Annotated in this window: 23 protein-coding genes; 14 read left to right on the top strand and 9 right to left on the bottom strand. The window is 73.7% G+C overall.

Annotated elements, in window-relative coordinates:
* The first annotated feature begins 158 nt into the window (after positions 1–158).
* The 4 genes from B5P21_RS00805 to B5P21_RS00820 all read left to right on the top strand — a co-directional run bounded on the left by B5P21_RS00805 (position 159) and on the right by B5P21_RS00820 (position 2679).
* Positions 159–887: a 2'-5' RNA ligase family protein gene (locus tag B5P21_RS00805; RefSeq protein ID WP_094170653.1), complete on the top strand. Its 729-nt coding sequence runs from the start codon at positions 159–161 to the stop codon at positions 885–887.
* A gap of 417 nt (positions 888–1304) precedes the next feature.
* On the top strand, positions 1305–1724 hold the full coding sequence (locus B5P21_RS00810; RefSeq protein ID WP_045526084.1) for a BLUF domain-containing protein: 420 nt from the start codon (positions 1305–1307) through the stop codon (positions 1722–1724).
* A gap of 80 nt (positions 1725–1804) precedes the next feature.
* Entirely contained in the window at positions 1805–2443 is a 639-nt protein-coding gene (locus tag B5P21_RS00815) for a hypothetical protein (RefSeq protein WP_045530051.1), read from the top strand.
* Positions 2443–2679, top strand: a complete 237-nt coding sequence (locus B5P21_RS00820; protein ID WP_015488883.1) for a helix-turn-helix domain-containing protein — start codon at positions 2443–2445, stop codon at positions 2677–2679. The genes B5P21_RS00815 and B5P21_RS00820 overlap by 1 nt, the downstream gene beginning before the upstream one ends.
* A 64-nt stretch (positions 2680–2743) precedes the next feature.
* Here B5P21_RS00820 and B5P21_RS00825 read toward each other — a convergent pair whose 3' ends face one another.
* The 5 genes from B5P21_RS00825 to dnaK form a co-directional block, all read right to left on the bottom strand.
* A complete protein-coding gene (locus tag B5P21_RS00825) occupies positions 2744–3955 on the bottom strand; it encodes a class I SAM-dependent methyltransferase (RefSeq protein ID WP_172457199.1) in 1212 nt (403 codons plus the stop codon).
* Positions 3952–4407 (bottom strand): heat shock protein transcriptional repressor HspR, encoded by a 456-nt coding sequence (locus tag B5P21_RS00830; RefSeq protein ID WP_041465342.1) that lies wholly within the window; start codon positions 4405–4407, stop codon positions 3952–3954. Before B5P21_RS00830 ends, B5P21_RS00825 begins: the two co-directional genes overlap by 4 nt.
* Positions 4408–4426: 19 nt before the next feature.
* Complete coding sequence (locus B5P21_RS00835) at positions 4427–5443, bottom strand: DnaJ C-terminal domain-containing protein (RefSeq protein WP_045526083.1); 1017 nt, start codon at positions 5441–5443, stop codon at positions 4427–4429.
* Between the two features lie 120 nt (positions 5444–5563).
* On the bottom strand, positions 5564–6232 hold the full coding sequence (locus tag B5P21_RS00840) for a nucleotide exchange factor GrpE (protein ID WP_045526082.1): 669 nt from the start codon (positions 6230–6232) through the stop codon (positions 5564–5566).
* The gene (dnaK, locus tag B5P21_RS00845) at positions 6229–8100 is read right to left on the bottom strand and encodes a molecular chaperone DnaK (protein ID WP_094170654.1); all 1872 of its coding nucleotides are present in this window, start codon (positions 8098–8100) and stop codon (positions 6229–6231) included. The genes B5P21_RS00840 and dnaK overlap by 4 nt, the downstream gene beginning before the upstream one ends.
* A 406-nt stretch (positions 8101–8506) precedes the next feature.
* On the opposite strand from dnaK, the gene B5P21_RS00850 reads away from it, so the two are divergent.
* The 8 genes from B5P21_RS00850 (at position 8507) to B5P21_RS00885 (ending at position 18047) form a co-directional block, all read left to right on the top strand.
* On the top strand, positions 8507–11911 hold the full coding sequence (locus B5P21_RS00850; RefSeq protein WP_094171375.1) for a DUF7507 domain-containing protein: 3405 nt from the start codon (positions 8507–8509) through the stop codon (positions 11909–11911).
* Positions 11912–12066: 155 nt separating this feature from the next.
* Positions 12067–12768 carry a TasA family protein gene (locus B5P21_RS00855; protein WP_045526078.1) on the top strand — a complete coding sequence of 234 codons (702 nt, stop codon included), beginning with the start codon at positions 12067–12069 and terminating at the stop codon, positions 12766–12768.
* 115 nt (positions 12769–12883) lie between these two features.
* Entirely contained in the window at positions 12884–13660 is a 777-nt protein-coding gene (locus B5P21_RS00860; protein WP_045526076.1) for a hypothetical protein, read from the top strand.
* Positions 13657–14274, top strand: a complete 618-nt coding sequence (locus tag B5P21_RS00865; RefSeq protein ID WP_045526074.1) for a signal peptidase I — start codon at positions 13657–13659, stop codon at positions 14272–14274. The genes B5P21_RS00860 and B5P21_RS00865 overlap by 4 nt, the downstream gene beginning before the upstream one ends.
* Positions 14274–14918, top strand: a complete 645-nt coding sequence (locus B5P21_RS00870) for a TasA family protein (protein ID WP_045526073.1) — start codon at positions 14274–14276, stop codon at positions 14916–14918. Before B5P21_RS00865 ends, B5P21_RS00870 begins: the two co-directional genes overlap by 1 nt.
* A gap of 125 nt (positions 14919–15043) precedes the next feature.
* The gene (locus B5P21_RS00875) at positions 15044–15736 is read left to right on the top strand and encodes a hypothetical protein (RefSeq protein ID WP_094170655.1); all 693 of its coding nucleotides are present in this window, start codon (positions 15044–15046) and stop codon (positions 15734–15736) included.
* Positions 15737–16085: 349 nt separating this feature from the next.
* Entirely contained in the window at positions 16086–17069 is a 984-nt protein-coding gene (locus B5P21_RS00880) for a nuclear transport factor 2 family protein (RefSeq protein ID WP_045526068.1), read from the top strand.
* Between the two features lie 138 nt (positions 17070–17207).
* Positions 17208–18047, top strand: a complete 840-nt coding sequence (locus tag B5P21_RS00885; RefSeq protein ID WP_094170656.1) for a MerR family transcriptional regulator — start codon at positions 17208–17210, stop codon at positions 18045–18047.
* Positions 18048–18123: 76 nt separating this feature from the next.
* On the opposite strand, the gene B5P21_RS00890 is transcribed toward B5P21_RS00885, so the two are convergent.
* The 3 genes from B5P21_RS00890 to B5P21_RS00900 all read right to left on the bottom strand — a co-directional run bounded on the left by B5P21_RS00890 (position 18124) and on the right by B5P21_RS00900 (position 20962).
* Entirely contained in the window at positions 18124–19017 is an 894-nt protein-coding gene (locus B5P21_RS00890) for a LamG domain-containing protein (protein ID WP_045526067.1), read from the bottom strand.
* Entirely contained in the window at positions 19014–20204 is a 1191-nt protein-coding gene (locus B5P21_RS00895) for a S26 family signal peptidase (protein WP_246865230.1), read from the bottom strand. Before B5P21_RS00895 ends, B5P21_RS00890 begins: the two co-directional genes overlap by 4 nt.
* Positions 20205–20290: 86 nt before the next feature.
* Positions 20291–20962, bottom strand: a complete 672-nt coding sequence (locus B5P21_RS00900; RefSeq protein WP_045526066.1) for a hypothetical protein — start codon at positions 20960–20962, stop codon at positions 20291–20293.
* A gap of 229 nt (positions 20963–21191) precedes the next feature.
* On the opposite strand from B5P21_RS00900, the gene B5P21_RS00905 reads away from it, so the two are divergent.
* Complete coding sequence (locus B5P21_RS00905; RefSeq protein WP_045526064.1) at positions 21192–21686, top strand: MarR family winged helix-turn-helix transcriptional regulator; 495 nt, start codon at positions 21192–21194, stop codon at positions 21684–21686.
* Positions 21683–22084, top strand: a complete 402-nt coding sequence (locus B5P21_RS00910; RefSeq protein ID WP_246865231.1) for an NUDIX hydrolase — start codon at positions 21683–21685, stop codon at positions 22082–22084. The genes B5P21_RS00905 and B5P21_RS00910 overlap by 4 nt, the downstream gene beginning before the upstream one ends.
* A 4-nt stretch (positions 22085–22088) precedes the next feature.
* Here the strand turns inward: B5P21_RS00910 and B5P21_RS00915 are convergent, their stop codons facing one another.
* Entirely contained in the window at positions 22089–22841 is a 753-nt protein-coding gene (locus B5P21_RS00915; RefSeq protein ID WP_094170657.1) for a phosphotransferase, read from the bottom strand.
* Positions 22842–22915: the final 74 nt, after the last annotated feature.

The raw sequence follows: 22915 nt of genomic DNA on the forward strand, positions 1-22915 counted from the left end.
GCGCCGCGCGGGCTCCGCACCCGCGGCCACCGCCCGGCCACCGCCCGTCCACCGGCCGTTCACCCCGCGGCCGCCCCCGCCCGTCCGTCGTATGGCATGGTGGTCGTCGCATCGTAGGGAACGTTCCCTGCGCCCGTTCGACGCCTGGAGGATCCCGCATGGACCACGACGACCCCAGCGCCTACGCGCTCGCCGCCCCCGACACCGCGCCCGCGTCCGCGAGCCGCGTCGACCTGCGCCCCTCGCTCCTCCCCCGCGACGACAGCGACCCCTACCGCTACGGGATCTTCCTCCGCCCCGACCCGCGCACCTGCCGGGCCGTGACCGTGATCACCGACCAGATCCGCGCGCAGTACGGCCTCGTCTCCGCGGGCGCCTTCCCCCCGCACGCGACCCTCATCGGCAGCCAGCCGTTCGGGCACGACGAGGCGCGGGTGATCGAGGCGATCACCGAGCTCCTCGCCGACCGTCCCGCGTTCCCCGTGCACAACGCGGGCGTCCGCGAGCAGGGGTTCGGCTTCGTCTACGACGTCGACGAGCGGCCGGACGGCAGCCAGAACGCCGAGCTGCTCGCGCTCGCGGCGGACATCGACCGCGTCGCCGCCCCGTTTCGCCGGCCCATGGACTCCCCCGAGCACCACTCGTTCGACCCCGCGCGCTTCCGCGCGCACCTGTCGCTCGCCTCGCACGACCTCCTCGTGCGCCCCGACCTGCACGACGAGGTCGGCGACTTCATCCGCGGGCTCGAGCAGCCCGTGCCCGAGGGCTTCCTCGGCGACACCGTCGTCATGTACCGCACCGCCAGCCCGGACTGGTCCGGCCGCTGGTGGACCACCCTCACCTGGGAGCACGTGCGCACCTGGACCCTCGGCGGCACCGCCCCATAACCCGCGGATCCGTGGCGTGACGGGGCTCTCACCCCCACCTCACCCTCGGATCACCCGCGATTCGCGCACGATGTGTCCCCCTAAATGAGGACCGGCGACGTAGAGTCGTCTCAGCACAGCGGGTTCCCCCGATGCCGCCGTGCGAATGGATACCCGACGAGCGCCCCGGCGCGTCCCCCCGCCCACGGGGCAGCTCATCAGATCCCTCCGTGCTCCGACCCGAACGGACGCGGCAGCAGCAGGAGCCCGACGCGCGCCGTACCCGCGGACGCGTCGGGCTCTTGTGCGTCCGGCTGTCGCGCGTCCGCCCGGGCATCGCACGGCGCCCGGCACGGGTCGCGATGTCCGACCCGCGCGTCCCGACCCCCGCCGGCGACCGCGACGCGCCAGGATGGAGAGACGGCCTGAGGGGGATCCATGCGCACGACCGTCTACACCAGCACCGCCACGCGACACATGACCGACGCGGATCTCGCGGAGCTCCTCGGTCAGTGCATCCGCAACAACGAGGAGGCCGGCCTCACCGGCCTGCTGCTCCACCGCGACGGGAAGTTCATGCAGGTGCTCGAGGGCCCGCACGACGCGGTGGAGTCGGTGTACGCCGCCATCGAGTCGGATCCCCGGCACACCGACGTGCGCCTGCTGCTCGACGAGGAGCTCCCCGCCCGGCAGTTCCCCCAGTGGTCGATGGGCTTCCGCACGGTGGACGACGCGACGCTCCGCCAGCTCCGCGGCTACGACGACTTCCTCGACACGCCCGCGTCGGCCGCGGCCCGCCCCGACGCGCCGTCCCGCGCCCGCTGGCTCCTGGAGTGGTTCCGCACGCACCCGGTGTGATCCGCAGGGGCCTCGACACCGGGCCGGAGCGCGTGCGACCATATCGACATTCGTTGCAACGATGATCGATGGGACACGACATGGGACGCTCACCCCTCTCCGGCACCGGCTCCGCCGCTCGCGTCTCGCGCGGCGTCCTGTGGTCGGCCCTCGCGATCGCCGTGCTCGTGCTGCTCGCCGTGGCAGCTGCGGCCGTCGTGAGCGCGGTGGAGACCGTGCGGACCGGGGTGGTGCACACGTCGCTCGAGCTGCGCGGATCCCTGCCCGCCGAGGCCGACGCCGGCCCCGCCGACCTCCGCTCGGGCGCGTACCGCACGGCCGAGGTCGCGGTGGGCGAGCTGCCCGGCGGGATCGTCGCGCTGCACGTGGCCCGCATCGCTCTGGACGCCGCCGTGGGCATCGCGCTCGCGGGCACGGTCGCGATCCTCGCCCGCCGGCTGCTCCGACCGGATCCGCTCGCCCGCCGCCTCAGCCTCGTGGTCACGCTCGCGGGCGGCACCGTGATGATCGCGGCGCTGCTCTCGCTCGGCGCGCGCACGGGCGTGGCCTGGATGGTCGGCGACGCGCTCAACGACCCGGACGTGGGGCTCGACGGCTTCTGGCCGGTGGTCGCGGAGGTCGACGCGTCCACCATCGCGCTCGGCTTCGCCCTGATGATCGTGGGCCTGGTGGTCGAGCACGGCGAGACCCTGCAGCGCAACACCCGCGGTCTCGTCTGATGGGCGCCGACGACGACGCCCCCACCGGCGTCCACTGCCGCCTCGACGAGCTGCTCGCCGCGCGCGGCATGACGCTCACGCGGCTGAGCGCGATCGTGGGCGTGAGCCAGGTGAACCTCTCGGTCCTGAAGAACGACCGCGCCCGGGCGATCCGCTACTCGACCCTCGTCGCGGTGTGCCGCGCGCTCGAGTGCGAGATCGGCGACCTGCTGGTGCTGGATCCGCCGGCGGCCTGACGCGCGCGACCCGCGGTGGACGCCGGCATCGCGGTCGCCCAGCGGGTCGGCCCGCGGCCCAGCCCTACTGCTCGGGCTTCGTCGAGACGGCGACCGTGAACTTCGCGTTCCGACCCGCCTCCCGTGTCGGCCCGACGATGCGGGTCAGCTGCGGCCGGTAGCCGAGCGGGCTGTTGTAGACGGTCCAGAGCTCGCCGCCGGGGCGGAGCATGCGGGCCGCCGCGGCGAACAGGCGCGGCGCGAGGCCCGCGTGCACGGTGGCGCCCGTGTGGAACGGCGGGTTCAGGAGCACGAGGTCGGTGGATCCGTCGGGCACGGTGGATCCCGCGTCGTCGCGCACCACGGGCACCCGGTCGGCCACGCCGTTCGCGGCGACGGTCGCGCGCGCGGAGTCGACGGCCGCCCACGACTGGTCGGTCGCGATCACGCGCAGGCCCGGCCGGGCGAGCGCGACGGCCGACGCGATGACGCCCGTGCCGCAGCCGAGGTCGACCGCGACGCGGGCGTCGGCGGGCAGGTCGGCGAGGAAGGAGAGGAGGAAGCGCGTGCCGATGTCGATCTTGGATCCGGCGAAGGCGGCGCCGTGCGCGCGCACCTCGAGGCCGAGGTCGGGGTGGGAGGCGCCGCGCGGGTAGGGGTCGCCGTCGTCGGCCCGCAGAGGGCGGCGCGCGACGAGGATCCGCGACTTCTGCCGCGCGAGGGTCGCGTGCACGTCGCCGAAGCGGCGGGCGAGGACCTCGGTCATCGCGGGCGTCATGTGCTTCACGCGGCCGCCGGCGAGCACGGTGACGTCGTCGGCGGCCGCCCGGGCGACCACCCCCGCCCACTCGTCGAGCGCGTCGAGGCTGCGCGGCAGGCGCGCGACCACGATCCGGGCGCCCGCGGCGAGCGCGTCGTCGAGCCCGTGGTGGCGGAGATCCGCGGTCTCGCCGGTCAGCTCCGCGTTGAGGTCGAGCGCGGTCTCGGAGGCGAGGGCGTCCTGGTGCACGCGGATGCGCAGGGGATCCGCCGCCCCGGCACGCCGCAGGGCCGCCGCGGCGCCGAGCGCGAGCGCGCCGTACTGGTCGCCGATGACGACGAGCTGCTCGGTACGCACCGGGCGACCCGCGTCGGTCGCGGCGTCGAGCAGCGCGACCAGCTCGTCGAGGAGCAGCCGGTCGGCCGCGTCCACGGCGAAGAGGTTCTCGGCCTCGACGTCGGGCCGGCGGCGCAGCGCGCCGAGGTCGAGCAGGTCGTCGGCAGCGGATGCGGGTGCGGCGTCGGGAGCGTCGCTCACCGCGCGTCGCGCCCGGAGCCGTCGCGGTCGTCGCCCGGCATGGCGAGCGCCGCCCGGTACAGCACGACCTCGGTCTGCCGCGAGGGCCGCACGCCCGCGCGCAGCGACACCACGTCGCCGTCGCCGCGGGCCGCGAACACCCGGCGGCCGGGCCGCGACAGCAGCTCGTCGGCGAGCGCCGACTCCAGCTGGCGCACGCGGCCGCGGAGCTCCGACACCTGGTTCTCGAGCTCGAGGATCCGCGCGATGCCCTCCAGGCTCACGCCCTCCGCGCCGAGCCGGGCGACCTCCCGCAGCTGCACGATGTCGCGCATCGAGTAGCGGCGGCTTCTCCCGGCCGTGCGGGTGGGCGACACGAGCCCGAGGCGGTCGTACTGCCGGAGCGTCTGCGGGTGCATGCCCGACAGCTCGGCCGCCACGGAGATCACGAAGACGGGGGCGTCCTCGTCCATCGTGTCGCGGGGATCCACGTCAGCTCCTGGCCCGCTCGATGAGCTCGCGGCGCGGGTCCTCGTCGGGGCCCGAGCTCGCGAACGCGTCGAGCGCCACGCGCTGGGCGTCGGTGAGGCGGGACGGCACCGCGACCTCGATGCGCGCGAGCAGGTCGCCCGTGCCCTTCGGGGTCGTGACGCCGCGGCCCTTGACCCGCAGCACCTTGCCGCTGGACGTGCCGGGCGCGACCTTCAGCCGCACCGGGTCGCCGCCGAGCGTGGGCACCTCGATGGTCGCGCCGAGCGCGGCCTCGGGGAAGGTGACGGGCACGTTGACCCGCAGGTTCAGCCCGTCGCGCTCGAACACCGGGTGCGGTCGCACGTGCACCGTGAGGATGATGTCGCCCGACGCGCCGCCGTCGCCCGACGGCTCGCCCTTGCCGGCGAGGCGGATCTTCTGCCCGTCGGAGACCCCGGCCGGCACGCGCACCGTGAGGGGGCGGCCGTCGGAGTCCTGCAGGCGCACGACGTCGCCCTGCACCGCGGTGAGGAAGTCGATCGTGGTGGTGGCGGTGACGTCGCGGCCCTTGGTGGGCGCGCCGTAGCCGCGGTAGCCGCCGGTCGACTGGCCGAAGCCGCCGTTGCCGAACATGCCGCCGAGGATGTCCTCGAACCCGCCCTGGCTGTACTGCGGCTGGCCGGATCCGAACCCGGCCGCCCGCCGCCCGCGGCCGCCGGCCTGCTGGCCGAACATGCCGCCGAACACGTCCTCGAACCCGCCCGCCTGGCCGCCGCCGGCACCCGGGGCGGTGAAGCGCGCGCCGGATCCCATGGCCCGCATCTGGTCGTACTCGCGGCGCTGCTCCTTGTCGGCCAGCACGGCGTGCGCCTCGCTGATCTCCTTGAAGCGCGCCTCGGCCGACGGATCCGGGTTGCTGTCCGGGTGGTACTGCCGCGCGAGCTTGCGGTAGGCCTTCTTCAGGTCGGCCTCCGAGACGTCCTTGGACACTCCGAGGACCTTGTAGAAGTCCTTGTCGAACCAGTCCTGGCTGGCCATCAGACGCCTCCCTTCTTCGTCGTCTCGTGGTGGGGGCCGCACGACCCGGTCCGGGCGCCCGCGCGTGCGGACGCCCGGACCGGGATGGGTGCAGCCGGATCGATGCTGCGGTTGATGGCGCTACTCCGGCTTGTCGACGACGACCTTCGCGGCCCGCAGCAGCGTCTCGCCGATGTAGTAGCCACTCTCGACGACGTCCGCGACGGTGTCCACCTGCACCTCGGGGTTCGGCTTCTGGAAGATCGCCTCGTGCACCTGCGGGTCGAAGGCGTCGCCGACGGCGCCGACCTTGACCAGCCCGATGCGCTCCACGTTCGTCCGCAGCTTGGCGACGATCGCGGTGAGCGGTCCGCCCTCCGCCAGGTCGCCGTGCTTCTCGGCGCGATCGAGGTCGTCGAGCACCGGGAGGATGCCCTTGACCACGTCGCCGACCGCGCGCTGGCGCTCGATCTCGCGGTTGGCCTCGGTGCGCTTGCGGTAGTTGGCGTACTCCGCGGTGACGCGCTTCAGGTCGGCGAGGTGCTCGGAGTCGCCCTCGACGGGCTCCGCCCGGGTCTTCTCGATGAGGTCCTGCAGCTCCTCGTCCATGGGGTCGGTCGTCTCCACGTCGGGGCCCTCGGCCTCGACGAACGCGCCGTCGACGCCGGGGAGGGAGGCCGCCTCGGCGGCGTCAGCCGCCTGCGCGTCGGATCCGGCCGGGGACGCGGAGGCCGACTGCTCGGCCCCCTCGCCCTCGGGCGTGACGTCGTCGGGCCCGCGGCCCTCGCCGTTCGCGGTGTCCTCGGTCATCGGTCGGTCTTCTTGTCCTCGTCGTCCTCGTCCACGACCTCGGCGTCGACGATGTCCTCGTCGTCCTTCTTCGCCTCGGACGCGCCCTCGGGGGTCTCACCCGTGGCCTGCTCCTGCTGGCCCTGCGCGTAGATGGCCTCGCCGAGCTTGGTCTGGCTCGCGGACAGCTTGTCGAACGCGGTCTTGACCGCATCCTCGTCGTCGCCGGCGAGGGCGCTCTTCAGGCCGTCGACGTCGCCCTGGACCTCGGACTTGACGTCCTCGGGCAGCTTGTCGTCGTTCTCCTTGATGAGCTTGTCGATCGAGTAGGCGAGCTGCTCCGCGTTGTTGCGGATCTCGGCCTGCTCGCGGCGCGTCTTGTCCTCCGCCGCGTGCTCCTCGGCCTCGCGCACCATGCGCTCGATGTCCTCCTTCGCGAGCGAGGATCCGCCCGTGATGGTCATCGACTGCTCCTTGCCGGTGCCCTTGTCCTTGGCGGACACGTGCACGATGCCGTTGGCGTCGATGTCGAAGGTGACCTCGACCTGCGGGATCCCGCGGGGCGCCGGCGCGATGCCGGTGAGCTCGAAGGTGCCGAGGTTCTTGTTGTCGCGGGTGAACTCGCGCTCGCCCTGGAAGACCTGGATCGCCACGGACGGCTGGTTGTCGTCGGCCGTGGTGAAGGTCTCGCTGCGCTTGGTCGGGATGGCCGTGTTGCGCTCGATGAGCTTGGTCATGATGCCGCCCTTGGTCTCGATGCCGAGGCTCAGGGGGGTGACGTCGATGAGCAGGACGTCCTTGCGCTCGCCCTTCAGCACGCCGGCCTGGAGCGCGGCGCCGACGGCGACGACCTCGTCCGGGTTGACGCCCTTGTTGGGCTCCTTGCCGCCCGTGAGCTTCTTCACGAGGTCGACGACGGCGGGCATGCGGGTGGATCCGCCGACGAGGACCACGTGGGCCACGTCGCCGACCGAGACGCCGGCCTCGCGGATGACGTCCTCGAAGGGCTTGCGGGTGCGCTCGAGCAGGTCGTTCGTGAGCTCCTCGAACTTGGCGCGGGTCAGCGTCTCGTCGAGGTTGGCCGGGCCGTTCTCCGTGAGGGAGAGGTACGGGAGCTGGATCGAGGTGCTGGTGGAGGAGCTGAGCTCCTTCTTCGCCTGCTCAGCGGCCTCCTTGAGGCGCTGCTTGGCGATCTTGTCGTTCGAGACGTCGACGCCCGTCGACTCCTTGAAGCGCTTGACGAGGTGGTCGACGATGCGCTGGTCCCAGTCGTCGCCGCCGAGGCGGTTGTCGCCCGCGGTGGAGCGGACCTGGATGGTGCTGAAGTCGTCGTCCTTGCCCACCTCGAGGAGGGAGACGTCGAACGTGCCGCCGCCGAGGTCGAAGACGAGGATGAGCTCGTCCTCCTTGCCCCGGTCGAGGCCGTATGCGAGCGCCGCCGCGGTGGGCTCGTTGATGATGCGGAGCACGTTGAGGCCCGCGATCTCGCCGGCCTCCTTCGTGGCCTGGCGCTCGGCGTCGTTGAAGTACGCGGGGACGGTGATGACCGCGTCGGTCACCGAGTCGCCCAGGTACTGCTCGGCGTCGCGCTTGAGCTTGCCGAGGATGCGGGCGGACAGCTCCTGCGACGTGTACTTCTTGTCGTCGATGCCGACGGTCCAGTCGGTGCCCATGTGGCGCTTGACCGACGAGATGGTGCGGTCGACGTTGGTGACGTTCTGGCGCTTGGCGGTCTCGCCGACCAGCACCTCGCCGTCCTTGGTGAACGCGACGACGGACGGCGTGGTGCGCGCGCCCTCGGCGTTGGCGATGACGGTGGGCTCCCCGCCCTCCAGGACCGAGACCACCGAGTTGGTGGTACCCAGGTCGATTCCTACTGCACGAGCCATGGGGTGTTCTCCTTCTATTGCCGCGGCGCCCGGATCACGGGGGTCGCTTCGTGTGGTGACGCGGGTGTCCCGCGGAGTCTCGCTCGCGGTGCCGCTTCGTCAGCGGCGTGCTACTTGAGCCGCGATGACTCAACTCTACCGGGACCTCGCCGGGCGTCAAGTCGGGACGCCAGGAGTTGAGCGATGTCGGCTCAACTCACAGGATCGGCGGCCCGCGATCGGCCCGATCGGCGGCGGTGTGCCCCGGCCGGGGGGGCCGGAGGGTCGAGACGGGGGCTACTGGTTCACGTAGATCGCTACTGGGTCCCTTTTCCGGGGTCGATCTCCTGATTTAGCGTTGCCGAGGCGAGGCCGGGGGGCCTCTCGGCGCCCTTCATGAGGACGTGTTCTCCAGGGGGTGATCGAGATGGTCGGTACGCGTGCGCGCCATGCCGCCGACCCGCGTCCGGTCGCCACCGGAGCGCGCTCCCGTCCCGGGATCCGCCGCCTGGCCGCGCTCGCGGCGGCCGCCGTCGGAGCCGCGCTCCTCGTCACCCTGCCCGCGCAGACCGCGACCGCGGCGTCGCAGCTGATCACGGAGTCGTTCAGCGGCACGAGCGTGACCGACGCCGCGTGGAAGCCGCTCGGCAGCGCCTGCCTCACCCGCGCCACCTCGACCCCGAGCAGCGGCTCGACGCTCGGCGTCTGCTCGAGCCGCACCCAGGCGCCGCCCGCGAGCGCGACCCCGGGTGCCCTCCAGCTCACCGACAACCGCGTCAACGCGGTCGGCGGCGTCGTCTACGACAACGCGATCCCGGCCGGCGGCGGGCTCGACATCAAGTTCGACCAGTACCAGTACGGCACCTCCTCCGGCGGCGCCGATGGCATCGGGTTCTTCCTCACCGACGGATCCGTGCCGCTCACCGCGGCGGGCCCGTCCGGCGGATCCCTCGGCTACGCCCAGAGCACGACCGCGGCGGGCGTCGCGGGCGGCTACCTCGGCGTCGGCCTCGACGCGTACGGCAACTACTCGAACGGCACCGAGGGCCGCGGCACGGGATGCACCACCCCGAGCGCCGGCGTCGGCTCGCGCCCCAACGCCATCGCGCTGCGCGGACCCGGCACGGGCCTGACGGGCTACTGCTACCTGACGGGCGCATCGCCCGCGTCGAGCCTCCGCGCCACGACGACGCTGAGCACGCCGACCACGGACCTCGGCCGGACCATCCGCATCACGGTCTCCCCCGCCCGGCTCCCCGTCGTCACCGTCTACGTGGGCGCCACGGCCGGCGCATCCGCCGCATCCCTCACGCAGGTCGTGCAGTACACGATGACCACCCCCGCCCCCGCGTCCTACAAGCTCGGCTACCTCGCCTCGACGGGCACCTTCACGGACACGCACCTGATCCGCGAGGTGAGCGTCTCGAGCATCACCGACCTCACGCCGCTCAACCTCGTGAAGCAGATCGACCGGTCGACCGCGCAGCCCGCGGCCTACGCCGAGGGCCAGACGATCCCGTATCAGTTCGTGCTCACCAACACCGGCGGCGTCATCCTGTCGAACCTCACGGTGAACGACCCCCTCGTCCCCTCCGCCTCCTGCACCGGGGGCCTCCTCGGGACCGGCCTGCTCCTCATCGGCGCGTCGGCGACGTGCACGGGCACCCACGTCGTGACGCCCGCGGAGGCGATGTCCGGCACGCTCGTGAACACCGCGACGGCACGCGGCCTCAACACGCTGCTCCTGGGCGTGAACAGCAACTCGAGCACGGCGACCGCGAAGATCGTGACGCCGGCTCCCGCGCTCGCGCTCACGAAGACGGGCACGCTCACGGACTCCAACGGCAACGGCCGGGCGGACGTCGGCGAGCGGATCGCCTACTCGTTCGTCGCGCGCAACAGCGGGAACGTGTCGCTGTACACGGTGGCGGTGGCCGACCCGCGCGTCACCGGCATCAGCCCCGCCTCCACGACCCTCGCGCCCGGCGCGTCCCAGACCTTCACCTCCACGGCGTACACCGTGACCCAGGCCGACGTGGACGCCGCGACGCCGATCGTCAACACGGCGACCGTCTCCGGGAAGACCTTCTCCGGGGCGGCCGCGCCGACCGCGAGCTCGTCGACGAGCACGCCGGTCAACGGATCCGCGGCGCTCACGCTGACCAAGGGCGCGACGCTCACGGGCGGGTCCGTGGCGGGCGCCACGGTCGCGTACACCTTCTCGATCAGGAACACCGGCACCGTGCCGCTCACCGGGGTGGCGCTCACGGATCCGCTGCCCGGGCTGTCGGCCGTGACGTACGCGTGGCCGGGCACCGCGGGCACGCTCGCCGTCGGCGCGACAGCGACCGCCACCGCGAGCTACACGGTGCGGCAGGCCGACGTCGACGCGGGGCAGATCGCGAACACTGCGACCGTCCGCGGCGCGAGCTCCGGCGGCACGCAGGCGCAGGCCTCCGCGACCCGCACCGTGACCCTCGACCGCACGGCGACCCTGGCCTTCACCAAGACCGCGACGCCCGGCAACGTGCCGACGGCGGGCGGCGTCGTGACGTACGCGTTCCGGCTGCAGAACACCGGGTCGACGACCCTCACGGGCGTCTCCATCGCGGATCCGCGCACCGGCGTCTCCGCCCTGGCGTACACGTGGCCCGGCACCGCGGGCACGCTCGCACCCGGCCAGGTCGTGACCGCGACCGCCACGTACACGGCCACGACCGCGGACGTGGCGGCCGGCTCCATCGTCAACACCGCGACCGCCACCGCCACCGCGCCGACCGGCGCGATCAGCCGCACCGCGACCGCGACCGTGCTGGCGGTGCCGGACCCGCTGCCGGACGCCGCGACGACGCCGCAGGGCGTGCCCGTGGTGGTCGACGTGCTGGCCAACGACGGGCCCGCCGCGACGGGTGCGACGCTCAGCCGCGCACAGCTCTCGGCGACGCCGGCGCTCGTGGGCGGCGCGGCGGCACCCGTGCCCGCGTCGCCGACCTCCGGCAGCGTCACGTGCGTCGCGAGCGGCACGGACCGCGGCCGCTGCACGTACCGGTCGGTCGACGGCTTCACGGGCGTGGACGTCTTCGACTACGCGCTGCAGAGCGCCGCGGGCACCTGGAACGTGCGCGTCACGATCACCGTCACGCCCGTCAACCGCACGGCCGTCGCCCGCGCCGACCGGCTGGTGGCGACCATCGGCGGTCCGGACGTGATGATCGACCCGCGGGCCAACGACACCGACGTGGACGGCGACGCCCTCGCGATCACGGGTGCCACCCCGCCCGCCGCGCTGCCCGGGTCGTTCAGCTGCTCGGCCGTCCTGTGCATGTACCGGCCTCCGACCACGGGGACGGCGGGATCCACCGCGATCGCCTACGCGATCACCGACCGCCCAGGGGCGCCCGGTACCGGCATCGCCGCGACATCGACGATCACCGTCTACCTCGACCCCGCGCCGCTCGTGCCCCGCGGCTTCACGCACCGGGACGACGCCGCGCTCGGCGCATCCACCGGCACCTGGACGAGCACGACGACCGTCACCGCCGCCACCGCGAGCTGCGTCGCCGGCCGTCCGGTCACGGCGCTCGCCTGGACCGCGGTCCCCGGCGCCACCGACCAGCTCGTCGAACGGCGTCTGGCGGGCACGACGCCGGGCGCGTGGATCACGGTCGCCCGCCTGGCCGGCACCGTCACCTCGTTCTCGGACGACCGGCTCGGCGAGTCCCGCTCCTACCAGTGGCGCGTCCGTCCCGACCTGCAGCGCTGGCTCGGCGTCGCGAGCGCCCCCTCCGTCGCCGTCGCCCAGCCGGCGGCCGTCTCCGCGGTGGGCTGCTGATGCCCGCCCCGCGACCCCCCAGGCCGCATCCGCCCCCGGATGCGGCGACACGCCCCGACCGACACGTCCATCACCGCACCAGCAGGAACAGCAGCACCACCACCAGCACCATCCGCGCACATCGCGCACCGCGTCACACATCGAGAGGAACCACCATGAGCACCACCCAGGCACCCCAGCGTCGTCGCCCCTGGAAGAAGATCGTCGCCACCGGCGCGGTCGTCGCCGTGGGCACGATCATCACCGGCGGCGCGTTCGCCATCTTCACCGACTCCGACACGGCGACGCTCCAGGCCGACGCGGGTCAGCTCGACATCGTCGCCACCGGCGACTACACGGTCGCGGACATCGCGCCCGGGGACACCGTCCAGCGGCCGATCCTGCTCGAGCTGCCCGACGCGACCAACGACGGCGACCTCGTGGCGGCCGTCCAGCTGTCCTACGCCGTGACGGCGGAGACGGCCGGCACGGACGACCCGGCCCTCGCCGGAGGCGGCGAGTCGCTCGTCAGCGGGGCCGCGGGACTCACCTACTCGCTGCAGACCTGCGTCGGCGGCGAGTGGACGTCCGCCACCGCCCCCGTGGGTGCGTACACCTGCTCCGGCACGGTGCAGCAGACCGGTGCGGGCACCCTCGACTCGATCACGGGCGCGGGCAGGTCCACCACGCTCACGCCGGCCGACTTCGGCGTCACTCCGACGGCGGACGGGACCTTCCCGAGCGACACCGCCGACGTCGCGCTCAACACCCTGATGGTCCTGCAGCTGCCCGACACCGCGGACAACGACTACGAGAACGCGGCCGCATCGCTGACGTTCACCGCAGCCGCGATCCAGCGCGACGGCCTGCAGCGCTGATCGCCTCCGATCGGGCCCCGGCACGCGCCGGGGCCCGATCGCCCGGCGTCGCGTCCGCGCGTCGCCCTGCCCCACCGCACCACCCCTCATCCGTCCCGACCCGGAGGACCCGACCATGCGCGCACACCACGGCACCGGCGGCATCGCCGCCGCCGCCCTGTGCCTGACGCTGGTCGCCTCCGCACCGGCGGCCCCGGCCCGCGCCGCCGGGAGCCCCGCCGCCGTCGACTCCCCCTCGCTCGAGGTCGACGAGCTCACCGGCCCCGGCATCCCGCTCGACGACCTGGCCCCGGGCGACACCGTCGACTGGGCCGCCGACGTCACCAACGTCTCCGGGGACGCCTCCCCGCTCTCCGTCCGCCTCGACTCGATGCGCTCCATGGCCCTCACCGGCGACGCCGTGGGCGGCATCCAGCTGTCCGTCCGGCTCTGCGAGGACGGATTCGAGATCCTCACCGCGCCCATGCGCTGCCGCGGCCCCGTCGAGCCGCTCGGATCCGGTCCCGCCGCCACGCTCGACCGCGTCGTCACGCGCACCCCGCTCGACGCGGGCGAGACCGTGGGCATCGCCGTGCGCGTGCGGTTCCCGTCCGGCGCCGACAACGGGATGGAGTCCACGGCCGGCATGATCCGCATCGGCTTCGCCCTCGTCGACGACACGGGTGCCGGCACGGATCCGTCCACCGGTGGCGGCACGGGGAGCGGCACCGGCACGGGCACCGGCACCTCGCCCGCGGGATCCGCCCCCGCCGCCGACGCCCCGCGCGACCTGCTCCCCGTCACGGGCCGCGACATCGCGTCCGCCCTGGCCGGCGCCCTGCTCGCCCTCCTCGGGGGCGGGATCCTGCTGCTCGCCGGCCGCCGCCGCCGCACCGCCGAGGCCGCGTCGTGATCGGCGACCGCACCGCGCGCGTCGAGGAAGCGGCCCCGCACGCGGCGCCGCCCCGCCGGAGCCCGGCCCGCCGCGCCCTCGGCGCCATCGGCGGCCTCCTCACGGTCGTCGTCGGGCTGGCCGTGATCGCGGTCGTCGCCCTCTCCGCGCTCGGCGTCACCCGCTTCGTCCCCGTCCTCTCCGACTCGATGGCGCCCGGCATGCCCGTCGGCTCCCTCGCGATCACCGCCCCGACGCCCCGGGCGGAGGTGGCGGAAGGCGACGTCGTCGTCTTCACGGCTCCCACCGGCCCGCGCGTGCGGGTGATCCACCGCGTCATGCACGTCTTCGGCCCGGAGGACGCGGCGAACCTCGACGGCTGGTCCGACGACCGCCTCGCCATCGAGACCAAGGGCGACAACAACCCCTCCGCCGATCCGTGGATCGTCACCATCGGCGACGACGCCGTGTGGGAGCGCACGTCGGTCGTCCCGTTCCTCGGCTGGCCGTTCGTCTGGCTCGGCGACCCCATCACGCGCATGGTCGCGTTCGCGGTCGTCGGCGCGACGGGGACCATCTGGCTGCTGACGGTCATCTGGCGTCGTCCGCCGCGCATGACCGGCGAGCCCGCCTGATGCCCCGCCATCGCGCCGCGCCCGCCGCGCCCGCCGCCCCCGCGCCGCACGGTCGCCGCGCCGCACGCCGCGGGATCCGCCGCGCCCGTCCCCTGCTCGTCCCCGCGATCGCGGTGGTCCTCGCCCTCGCCGGCGTCGGCACCGCGTACGCCGTGTTCACCGACCGCGCCGCGTCGCGGATCACCGTGGGCGCGGGCGTCGTTGAGCTCGACTGGGGTGGAGGCGGAGCGGATCAGCTCGCCGTGCCGATCACGGGGCTCCGGCCGGGTGACGCCCAGGTGCGGCTCGTGGACCTCGCGAACACCGGCACCGTCGCCGCCCGGGAGCTCCAGGTCACGCTGGGCGGGACGGCCGTGGCGAGCACGTCCGACGGCCTCCAGGTGGCGTTCGACCGCTGCACGGTCGCGTGGACGGGCGCGCCTGGCACCTCGGTCTGCTCGGGGACGATCACCCCGGTGGTGGCCGACCGCCCCGCCGTCGGCCGGTTCGCGCTCCCCGCCTCCCCCGCCCGCGCGGTCGGCGGTCGGGACCACCTGCGCGTCACGGTGCGGCTGGCCGCGTCCGCGCCCACGACCGCGCAGGGCGCCACCGGTTCCGTGACCCTCCGGGTCGACGGCAACCAGCGCTTCGGCGTCCAGCGCTGACCCGGATCGGGACCCTCGAGATCACGAAAGCATCACGGGACCCATCGCCCTGGCGAGGGGCGCCGAAGCACCATCCGACTCCAACCGGCGACCACGTCGGCCGCCCTGAAACGTAAGGATCCATCATGCGCAACCTCACCAAGTCCGTCTTCGGCCTCGCCACCGCGGGCTTCCTCGTCGTCGGCCTCGCGGCCTGCTCGACCCCCGCCGAGACGCCGTCGTCCTCGGGCTCCTCCCAGCCCGCCGCGACCGCCACCACCGAGGCCAACCCCACGCCGCTGGCGACGATCCCGACCCTGACCGGCGTCGACACCAAGGTCACCCTCGACTCCGGCTTCACCGGCGCCCTCACGACCCTGGGCCTGACCCCCGGCGTCATCGGCACCGCCACCCTCGACGGCGCCACCGGCACCCTCGCGTTCCCCATCACCGGCGGCAACGTGAAGTACTTCGACCCCGAGCAGTCCTACCGCCCCTACGTCCAGGGCGAGATCGACCACTCCGGCTCCGGCATCAGCCTCACCGCCGGCAGCACGGTCGTGAAGCTCACCGACTTCGTCATCGACCCCGGCACCAGCCGCCTCACCGGATCGGTCCAGGTCGGCGACGGCGAGGTCATGAAGGACGTCTACATCTTCAACCTCGACGGCACGACCCTGAAGCCCCTCCAGATGGAGGGCGACAATGCCGTCCTCGAGGGCACCACCGTCAAGGTCAGCCCCGACGCCGCCGCCCTGCTGAACAGCACCTTCGGCACCACCGCGGTCACCGACCAGCTCGTCGTCGGCATCGCCAAGATCACCGTCAACACCAAGTAGCACCCGCCCCGGGCTCGACCCCGGAGAGCACCACCGCGAACGGCCCGGCCCACGACGCCGGGCCGTTCGTCGTGCGCCGGGGGACCGCGACCGCGGTGGCCGGACGCGCATGTGGGAGCGACCGGCCCGAACGCGGCGGGGCCCCCTCGCATGCGCAGCGAGGGGGCCCCTGCCGGGTGACTCGGACCCGGCGCAGGGGCTTCGGAACGGAGCCGCGATCGGGCGGGCGGGCGGGCCCGCGCGACCGTGACCGGACGATCCGCCCTGCGCGTGCCGTACCAGGAACAGTCGTCGGACGCCGCATCCATGCACATCGGAGATCTCCAGCCGCGCGTCGCATCGTATGTGCATGAGCGTTCAACGAATCCCCGTCTCCCTGCTCGCCCGCGGCACCGCCGCCCTCGCCGGCGTGGTCGTCCTCGCCGGATGCTCGGCTCCCGGCGCGGCATCCGCCGCGACCGACGCCGCCCCCGACGCGACCACCGCCGTCGCCACCACCGGCCCCGTCGCATCGGGCGACGGCGGCACGACCGCCGACCGCACCGACTCCGACACGGAGGACCGCAACACCGACACCATCTCGGCGCTGTTCACCGCCGCGTTCCCAGATCCCGCCTCCCCCGCGGCGAACGCCGCCGCGATCGCGGCCATCGCGCCCGACGCGACCGCGAACGGGGCGGGCGCGAAGGCCGGCCCCGGCGGGTTCCTCGACGAGTTCGCCACCGCGCACCAGCGGGTGCCCGGCGCCCAGGCCGTGGTCAAGCACATCGCCGCGGACGGCGACCTCGTGGCCGTCCATTACCAGATCACCTCGAAGCCCGACGACGAGCGCACCGGCGAAGCGGCCGTCGACCTCTTCCGCCTCGCGGACGGCAAGGTCACCGCGGTCTGGTCGTTCCACCAGCCGGTGCCGCAGGGCACGCCCGCGAGCGGCAACACGAACACGATGTTCAGCGACCTCTACCAGGGGAAGGCCGACGCGCCCGAGCTGACCGAGCAGCAGGAGGAGGCGAACCGGCAGCTGGCCGTGGGCGCCTACGACACGCTCTTCCGGGATCACGACGCGAGCGTGCTCGACCGCTCCTTCGACCCGGCGTACCTGCAGCACAACACGGTCGCCGCGAACGGCACGGCGGCGCTCAAGGCCCTCTTCTCCGGCGGCGCGCAGTTCCCGGCGCAGCAGTCCGTGATCTCGATCGCCGACGGCGACCTCGTCTGGACCTTCTCGCAGCCGGTGGGCGCGAAGGCGGACGCCCCGTTCCTCGCGGCCGACATCTTCCGGGTCGACGGCAGCCTCATCCGCGAGCACTGGGACGTGGTGCCCGCGAGCTGATCCGGCGCCCGCCCGCACGCGACGACGGGACGGTCCGCGGACCGTCCCGTCGTCGTGCCCGCGTCGGCGATCCGCGCCCGCCGGCGATGTCGGCGTCGGGCTTGACCTTCCACCCGCTGGAGGGCCCATGGTCGATGCATGACCCACGGATCCCTCCTCCCCATCGGCGAGTTCTCCCTCGCCACCTCGTTCCCCGCCCCCACGCTGCGCCACTACCACTCCGAGGGCCTGCTCGTGCCCGCCGAGGTCGATCAGGACACCGGGTACCGGGCCTACGCCTTCCCCCAGGTGCACCGGGCGCTCCTCATCACGGCGCTGCGCGGCGCGGGCATCGGCCTCCGGGACATCCGCGACGTCCTCGACGCCCCGGATCTGCTGCCGGAGCTCCTCACCCGGCACCACGCGGCCCTGCGAGCCCGGCGCCTCGAGGAGGACGCCGCCCTCGCGCAGTCCGCGCAGCTCGCCGCGGGCTGGCCGGACGCGGGAGGACGGGACGCGGATCCGGCCACGTCCGTGACCCGTCGGGTGCCCGGGGAGCCGGTCGGCGACGACGGCGTGGTGCTGCCCCCGCGGGTGCGGGATGCGGCGCGCGCGCTGCGACGCGAGCTCGTGGATGCGGGCGTCGGGACCCGGGCGCACCCCTGGTGCCGGTACGCGCTCGCCACCGCGGCCGACCGGGCCAGGGTCATGGCGCCCGAGGGCCCGGACTGGGTGGTCGGCGTCGACCTCGCGGGCTCCTGGCCCGGCGAGGCCTCCCTCCCTGCGGACACCGAGACCGAGGATCGCCCGGGCCGCCGGGAGCGCGTCGTCGTCATCCCCGGGGCGCCCACGATGGTGGTCCTGGCCGCGGCCCTGCATCACCTGACGACGACGTCCCTGGAGCTCGGCCTCACCGCCGACCTCGGCGATCCCCGCTACGTGCTCACGCCCGACCACGTCGAGCTCGCGCTCACGGTGACGGCCGATCCCGGGGAGTGAGACCGCGGCGGCGCCCACTCAGCCGATCGCGGGGCGTCCGTGCCCGCATGCCGCGTCCCCCGCGACGCGGGCGGGATCACCGGCCGGCGTTGTAGTGGTCGAGGACCTGCGTCGGGGTGAGGGCGGCCGAGTAAACGGCCGCGAAGCGCATGCTGCCGGCGAAGTAGCGGTTCCCGGCGCCCGGCCAGGTGTCGAGGTTGTCGTAGCCGATGCGCCACCAGCCCGTGGTGCCCTCGGAGGCGCGGAACGAGGAGTTGGCGGCGGCCTGCTTGCCGTCCAGGTACAGGGTCATGCCGTTCGTCGGGGACATCGTCGCGACCGCGTGGTGCCAGGCGCCGTCGGTGACCACGGCGGAGCTCGCGATGGTCATGATCCCGGCCTGGGGCGTGTACGTGCCGAACACGAGCTGGCCGGACGTGTTGATGTAGGTGTGGCGGTCGTAGGAGCCCGACAGCCCGGTCTGGCTGTTGCCGAACCCGATGAGCTTGCCGCCGCGGACGGTGGTCTTGAACCAGACCTCGGTCGAGAACGTCTGGGGGGAGGTCTGCTGCAGCCCGTTCGTGACCTGGCTCGACGAGCCGTTGAGCTGGTACGAGCCGCCGGAGTCGCGCAGGCACGCCTGCGGGGAGACGTTGGTGCTGGTCATGCCGCCGCGGTAGGTGCCGGGGTAGGCGCCCGAGTCGATGTCCACCGCCTGGCCCGAGCCCGTCGCCTCGTTCAGCGGGTAGGCGAACAGCGCGCTGGCCTTGTCGGCGGTGACGGCGTTCATGCAGGAGAAGTAGGTGGCGGAGGAGGCCGCGCTGTTGTTGCTGTTCGTGATGGCCGCGGTGAAGGCGCCGTTGGTGGTGGGGGCGAGCAGCAGGAGCATGCCCGCCGCCGCGGCCGCGAGCGACGCCGCCACGGTCGCGCGGCGCGGGCGCGTCCCGCGTCCCCGCAGCCGGCGCACCGCCTCGGCAGGTGCCTTCCTCATGCGTCATCCCCCACTGCGCGGCGCGCCGTCTCGACGTCGACGGGCTCGAGACCCCGGGGCGCGTCGGCGCCCCCAGTCTGGTCGGCCTCGTCCTCGTCCGCGACGATCCCGTCCGGCGAGGCGCGCAGGACACGCTCCTCGGGCTCGGCGGGGAGGCCGACGACGAGCGTGTAGAGGAGGGGGACGGCGCAGACGCCGAAGAAGAGGATCCAGCCCCAGAGCGGCAGGTCGAGCGTGGAGGACACGTCGTAGAAGCGCCCGGCCTCGCCCGCGGGAGCGGTGATGGTGCCGACCTGGCCGGCGGCGAGGGTGGCGTGGGTGCCGCCCTCGGCCGCGATGCGGATGGGGAGCATGCCGGTCGACACGATGGTCGCCTCGACGTCGCTGCCGCGGGTCGCCGCGTCGAGCACGACGAGGCCGACGAAGGGCTTGAGCACGAACACGGTGAGCGCCGCGACGCGGGCGCCGCCGAGCATGCGGATGGACGCGCGGTGCGTGGGCGAGCCGATGAGGCGGGTCAGCATCATGACGATGACGAAGCCGGCGAGCAGCAGCGGCACGCCCTTCGCGAGCCAGCCGAAGCCCGGGAGGATCGTGGTGGCCTCGCCGACGAGGTGCGCCTGGTCGGTCTTCCAGGGATCCACCGCGCCGTTGATGTCGCCCTGCGTGGTGAGGCCGTCGGCGTCGACCGCGATGACGCGGTGCGTGTAGGTCTCGTCCGGGGTGGTGGAGGGGTGGAAGCTGACGACGTCGCCCGGCTGGACGTCCTCGAGGAGGACGGGGGTCGTGAGGAGCAGCGTGCCGACGGGGGCCGTGGTGCCCATCGACGGGGTCTGCACGACGAACCAGCGGCCGCCGGACGCCTGGAACAGGAGCGTCGTCGCGACGAGGGCGGTGAGGAGGACGGTGGCCGCCCACATGAGGACGGTGCGGCGACGGACGACGCGGGAGGTGCGGGCCGCGCGACGGGCCGCGCCGCGGGCGGGCAGGTCCGGCGCGAGGACGACGAGCGCCGGGAGGACCGGCGCGGTCGGGTCGAGGTGCAGGTCCTCGGCGCGGAGCTCCAGGTCGAGCTCCAGGTCCAGGTCGATCTCCAGCTCGAGGTCGAGCTCGAGGGCCTCGATCGCCGTGGTGTCGGTCGTGGTGCCGACCGTGGGGGCGGTCGGGCGGTCCTGGATGTCGGTCATGGTGCGCCTCCCGGGTCAGGGGCTTCGAGGGGGATGGGGTGCGGGGCCGCCTCTCGGCGGCCCCGCGGGGATCCAGCGGGGTGGGACTAGCCCGCGAAGGTCCAGGTGAGGGGCAGCGAGGCGCCGAGGCCCTGGTACGTGTTGCCGGCGGAGGAGTCGAGCGTGACCGCGAAGGTGAAGTCGGTGCTCGCGTTGGCGGCGAGGGCCGTCAGCGTCTTGGCGGAGGAGCCGGCGAGGGCCGCTGCGGTGCCGGAGTAGACGGGGGTGGCGCTGCCCGCGGCCGTGATGACGACGTTGAGCTTGGAGCAGAAGTCGGTGGCCGAGCCGTTGACGGTGCCGTTCTTGAACTGGGCGCAGGCGGCGCCGGGGGTCAGCGTGAAGGTCGAGGCCCGCGTCGTGCCGACGTTCTTGATGCTCACGACGCTCGTGACCGTCTGGCCGGGCATCATCGCGGTCGAGCCGCCGAACTTGTTGATGGTGGAGCAGGTGGCGGCGTTCGAGTCGACGCCGGACGTGGCGCTCGTGCTGAGGCAGGTGACGGTGGGGGCGCCGTTGGCGCCGGCCTGCGACTCCTGCATGACCAGCGAGCCGGAGGCCGCCGTGTTGGTGTCGTTGGTGATCGAGGCGACGAAGCCCGACAGCGTGCCGGACATCGAGACGGAGAGGAGGACGGCGGCGGCGACGCCGGTGGCGATGGCGATGGGGGCGAAGCGGACGCGCGTGGCCTTCTTGGCGGCGGCGGCGATGTGGTGCGACATGTTCTGACTCCGGGTGCGTAGGGGAAGGGAGGGGCTGGATGAGCCCCTGGGGAAGAAGCTCGGTGACTCGCTTTGCAAGTAACTCGAAGATACAGCTACTCGGGATTCGCGCAATCCCCCCACTGCGGGGGGCACCGCGTTCGCCGAGGGGACCGCGGCCGCGAGGGCGCGTTACAGTCGCTGGACCGCCCATGGATCCGCCGGATCCACCGATGCAGGGACACCCGACATGAGCCCGGAGAGAACCGCTCCCCGCCGCGACGACGCCGCGGCCGTGGAGGCGCTCGCCAACGCCCTGCACATGATCGAGACCGCGCAGCGCCACCTGCGCACGCGCATCGCGCAGGACATCGGGGTGAACGTCACCGACCTCACCGTCATCAGCGTGGTGGGCGACCTCCACCGGATGACCCCCAAGCACCTGGCCGCGGAGATCTCGATGGGCACGGGCGCGGTGACCGCGGTGATCGACCGCCTGGTGGGAGCCGGGCACCTCGACCGCGTGCCCAACCCGCGGGACCGTCGCAGCGTCTTCCTCGAGCTCACCGCCGCCGGCCGGAAGACGCTCGCCCGCATGGACGCCGACTACCGCGAGGCGGCCGCCGTGGCGCTGCGGGCCTCCCCCGCCCTCGGCACCGAGGAGACGGCCGAGGACATCGCGCGCGCCGCGATCGCGATGACGGCGCACACCATCGACGGGCCGGACACGGGCGCGACCGCGTGAGCGAGGGCTGCCAGGTGGTGCTGGTCGACGCGGCCGGGCGGATCCTCCTGCAGCTGCGCGACGACATCCCCACCGTCCCCTTCCCCGGCACGTGGGCGATCCCCGGCGGGATGCTCGAGCCGGGCGAGACGCCGCTCGCGGGCATCGTGCGGGAGGTCGAGGAGGAGCTGGGCGCGCGGATCCCGCCGGCCGAGGTCGCGCACCTCATGACGCGCACGCGCTCCTACGGGATCGAGCACACGTTCACCGCGCGGCTGGACGTGGCGGCGGAGGACATCCGGCTCACCGAGGGGCAGCGCGTGGCGTGGTTCCCCGTGGCCGACGCGGTCGGGATGGAGCTCGCCTACGAGGACGCGGACGTGCTGCGGGAGGTCGCGGGGCGGATCGCGCGGGGCTGATGCCTCAGGCGGGGCCGGGGTGCGCGCGCTCGGCGTCGAGGATCCCGCGGAGGAACGCCGCATCGGCCGAGTAGTAGGCGGCATCGTCCCGGAGGTGCGGCTTGCCGAGCTCGTCGGCCTTCGCGAGCGAGATGTCCGCGAGGTCGTGCAGGCGCAGGATCGCCACGCGGAGCACGTCGGCCCAGGTGGCGTCGGATCCGTACGCGTCGAGGAGCAGCGCGACGCGGCGGCGGGCGTCGTCCATGCCGGGCGCGCCGTCCTGCGCCGATCCCGAGAGCGGCACCGCGCGAGTGGCGAGGTACGCGAGGTCCCAGATGCGCGGGCCGGGCGAGGCCATGTCCATGTCGATCACGCCCGTGAGCCGGCCGTCGGCGAAGACGAGGTTGTGCGGCGCGAAGTCGTTGTGGCAGATCACCTCGCTCGGCACCTTCGCGACCGACTGCCAGACCGCGCCGTCGAGCGCGAAGCCGATGCTCGCGTCGTGCAGCTCGCGGAGGCGGCGGCCGGCCTGCGCGAGCACGTCGTCGGCCCAGATCCAGCACGGCAGCGGGTAGACGGCCACGTCGCCGTGCATGAACGCCAGCCGCTCGCGGCCGCCCTCGATGCCGAGCGGCTGCGGGATCCCCTCGACGCCCGTGAGCGCCAGGTGCCGCATCCATCGGTGCACGGTCGGCGTCCACGGGCCGGCGTCGCGGGTGACGGTGTCGCCCTCGCGCTCGACGCGGTTCATGTCGCCGCCGTCGAGGGGTCCGTCCATCGGGCCAGCGTAGGGGCGATTTGTAACCAGAGCGGCATGGCACCACTAGCGGTCGCACTACCCACAAGGCTCAC

The organism is Clavibacter michiganensis subsp. insidiosus (assembly GCF_002240565.1).
In the GTDB taxonomy this organism is placed as follows: Bacteria; Actinomycetota; Actinomycetes; order Actinomycetales; family Microbacteriaceae; genus Clavibacter; species Clavibacter insidiosus.

Excerpts from the sequence above, each read along its gene's own strand:
- B5P21_RS00895 (WP_246865230.1), bottom strand. The coding sequence starts at position 20,204 with ATGACCGACATCCAGGACCGCCCGACCGCCCCCACGGTCGGCACCACG.
- B5P21_RS00815 (WP_045530051.1), top strand. The coding sequence starts at position 1,805 with ATGGGACGCTCACCCCTCTCCGGCACCGGCTCCGCCGCTCGCGTCTCG.
- B5P21_RS00860 (WP_045526076.1), top strand. The coding sequence starts at position 12,884 with ATGCGCGCACACCACGGCACCGGCGGCATCGCCGCCGCCGCCCTGTGC.
- B5P21_RS00885 (WP_094170656.1), top strand. The coding sequence starts at position 17,208 with ATGACCCACGGATCCCTCCTCCCCATCGGCGAGTTCTCCCTCGCCACC.
- B5P21_RS00870 (WP_045526073.1), top strand. The coding sequence starts at position 14,274 with ATGCCCCGCCATCGCGCCGCGCCCGCCGCGCCCGCCGCCCCCGCGCCG.
- B5P21_RS00905 (WP_045526064.1), top strand. The coding sequence starts at position 21,192 with ATGAGCCCGGAGAGAACCGCTCCCCGCCGCGACGACGCCGCGGCCGTG.
- B5P21_RS00810 (WP_045526084.1), top strand. The coding sequence starts at position 1,305 with ATGCGCACGACCGTCTACACCAGCACCGCCACGCGACACATGACCGAC.
- B5P21_RS00850 (WP_094171375.1), top strand. The coding sequence starts at position 8,507 with ATGGTCGGTACGCGTGCGCGCCATGCCGCCGACCCGCGTCCGGTCGCC.
- B5P21_RS00840 (WP_045526082.1), bottom strand. The coding sequence starts at position 6,232 with ATGACCGAGGACACCGCGAACGGCGAGGGCCGCGGGCCCGACGACGTC.
- B5P21_RS00805 (WP_094170653.1), top strand. The coding sequence starts at position 159 with ATGGACCACGACGACCCCAGCGCCTACGCGCTCGCCGCCCCCGACACC.
- dnaK (WP_094170654.1), bottom strand. The coding sequence starts at position 8,100 with ATGGCTCGTGCAGTAGGAATCGACCTGGGTACCACCAACTCGGTGGTC.
- B5P21_RS00890 (WP_045526067.1), bottom strand. The coding sequence starts at position 19,017 with ATGAGGAAGGCACCTGCCGAGGCGGTGCGCCGGCTGCGGGGACGCGGG.
- B5P21_RS00880 (WP_045526068.1), top strand. The coding sequence starts at position 16,086 with ATGAGCGTTCAACGAATCCCCGTCTCCCTGCTCGCCCGCGGCACCGCC.
- B5P21_RS00875 (WP_094170655.1), top strand. The coding sequence starts at position 15,044 with ATGCGCAACCTCACCAAGTCCGTCTTCGGCCTCGCCACCGCGGGCTTC.
- B5P21_RS00900 (WP_045526066.1), bottom strand. The coding sequence starts at position 20,962 with ATGTCGCACCACATCGCCGCCGCCGCCAAGAAGGCCACGCGCGTCCGC.
- B5P21_RS00830 (WP_041465342.1), bottom strand. The coding sequence starts at position 4,407 with ATGGACGAGGACGCCCCCGTCTTCGTGATCTCCGTGGCGGCCGAGCTG.
- B5P21_RS00915 (WP_094170657.1), bottom strand. The coding sequence starts at position 22,841 with ATGGACGGACCCCTCGACGGCGGCGACATGAACCGCGTCGAGCGCGAG.
- B5P21_RS00855 (WP_045526078.1), top strand. The coding sequence starts at position 12,067 with ATGAGCACCACCCAGGCACCCCAGCGTCGTCGCCCCTGGAAGAAGATC.
- B5P21_RS00820 (WP_015488883.1), top strand. The coding sequence starts at position 2,443 with ATGGGCGCCGACGACGACGCCCCCACCGGCGTCCACTGCCGCCTCGAC.
- B5P21_RS00835 (WP_045526083.1), bottom strand. The coding sequence starts at position 5,443 with ATGGCCAGCCAGGACTGGTTCGACAAGGACTTCTACAAGGTCCTCGGA.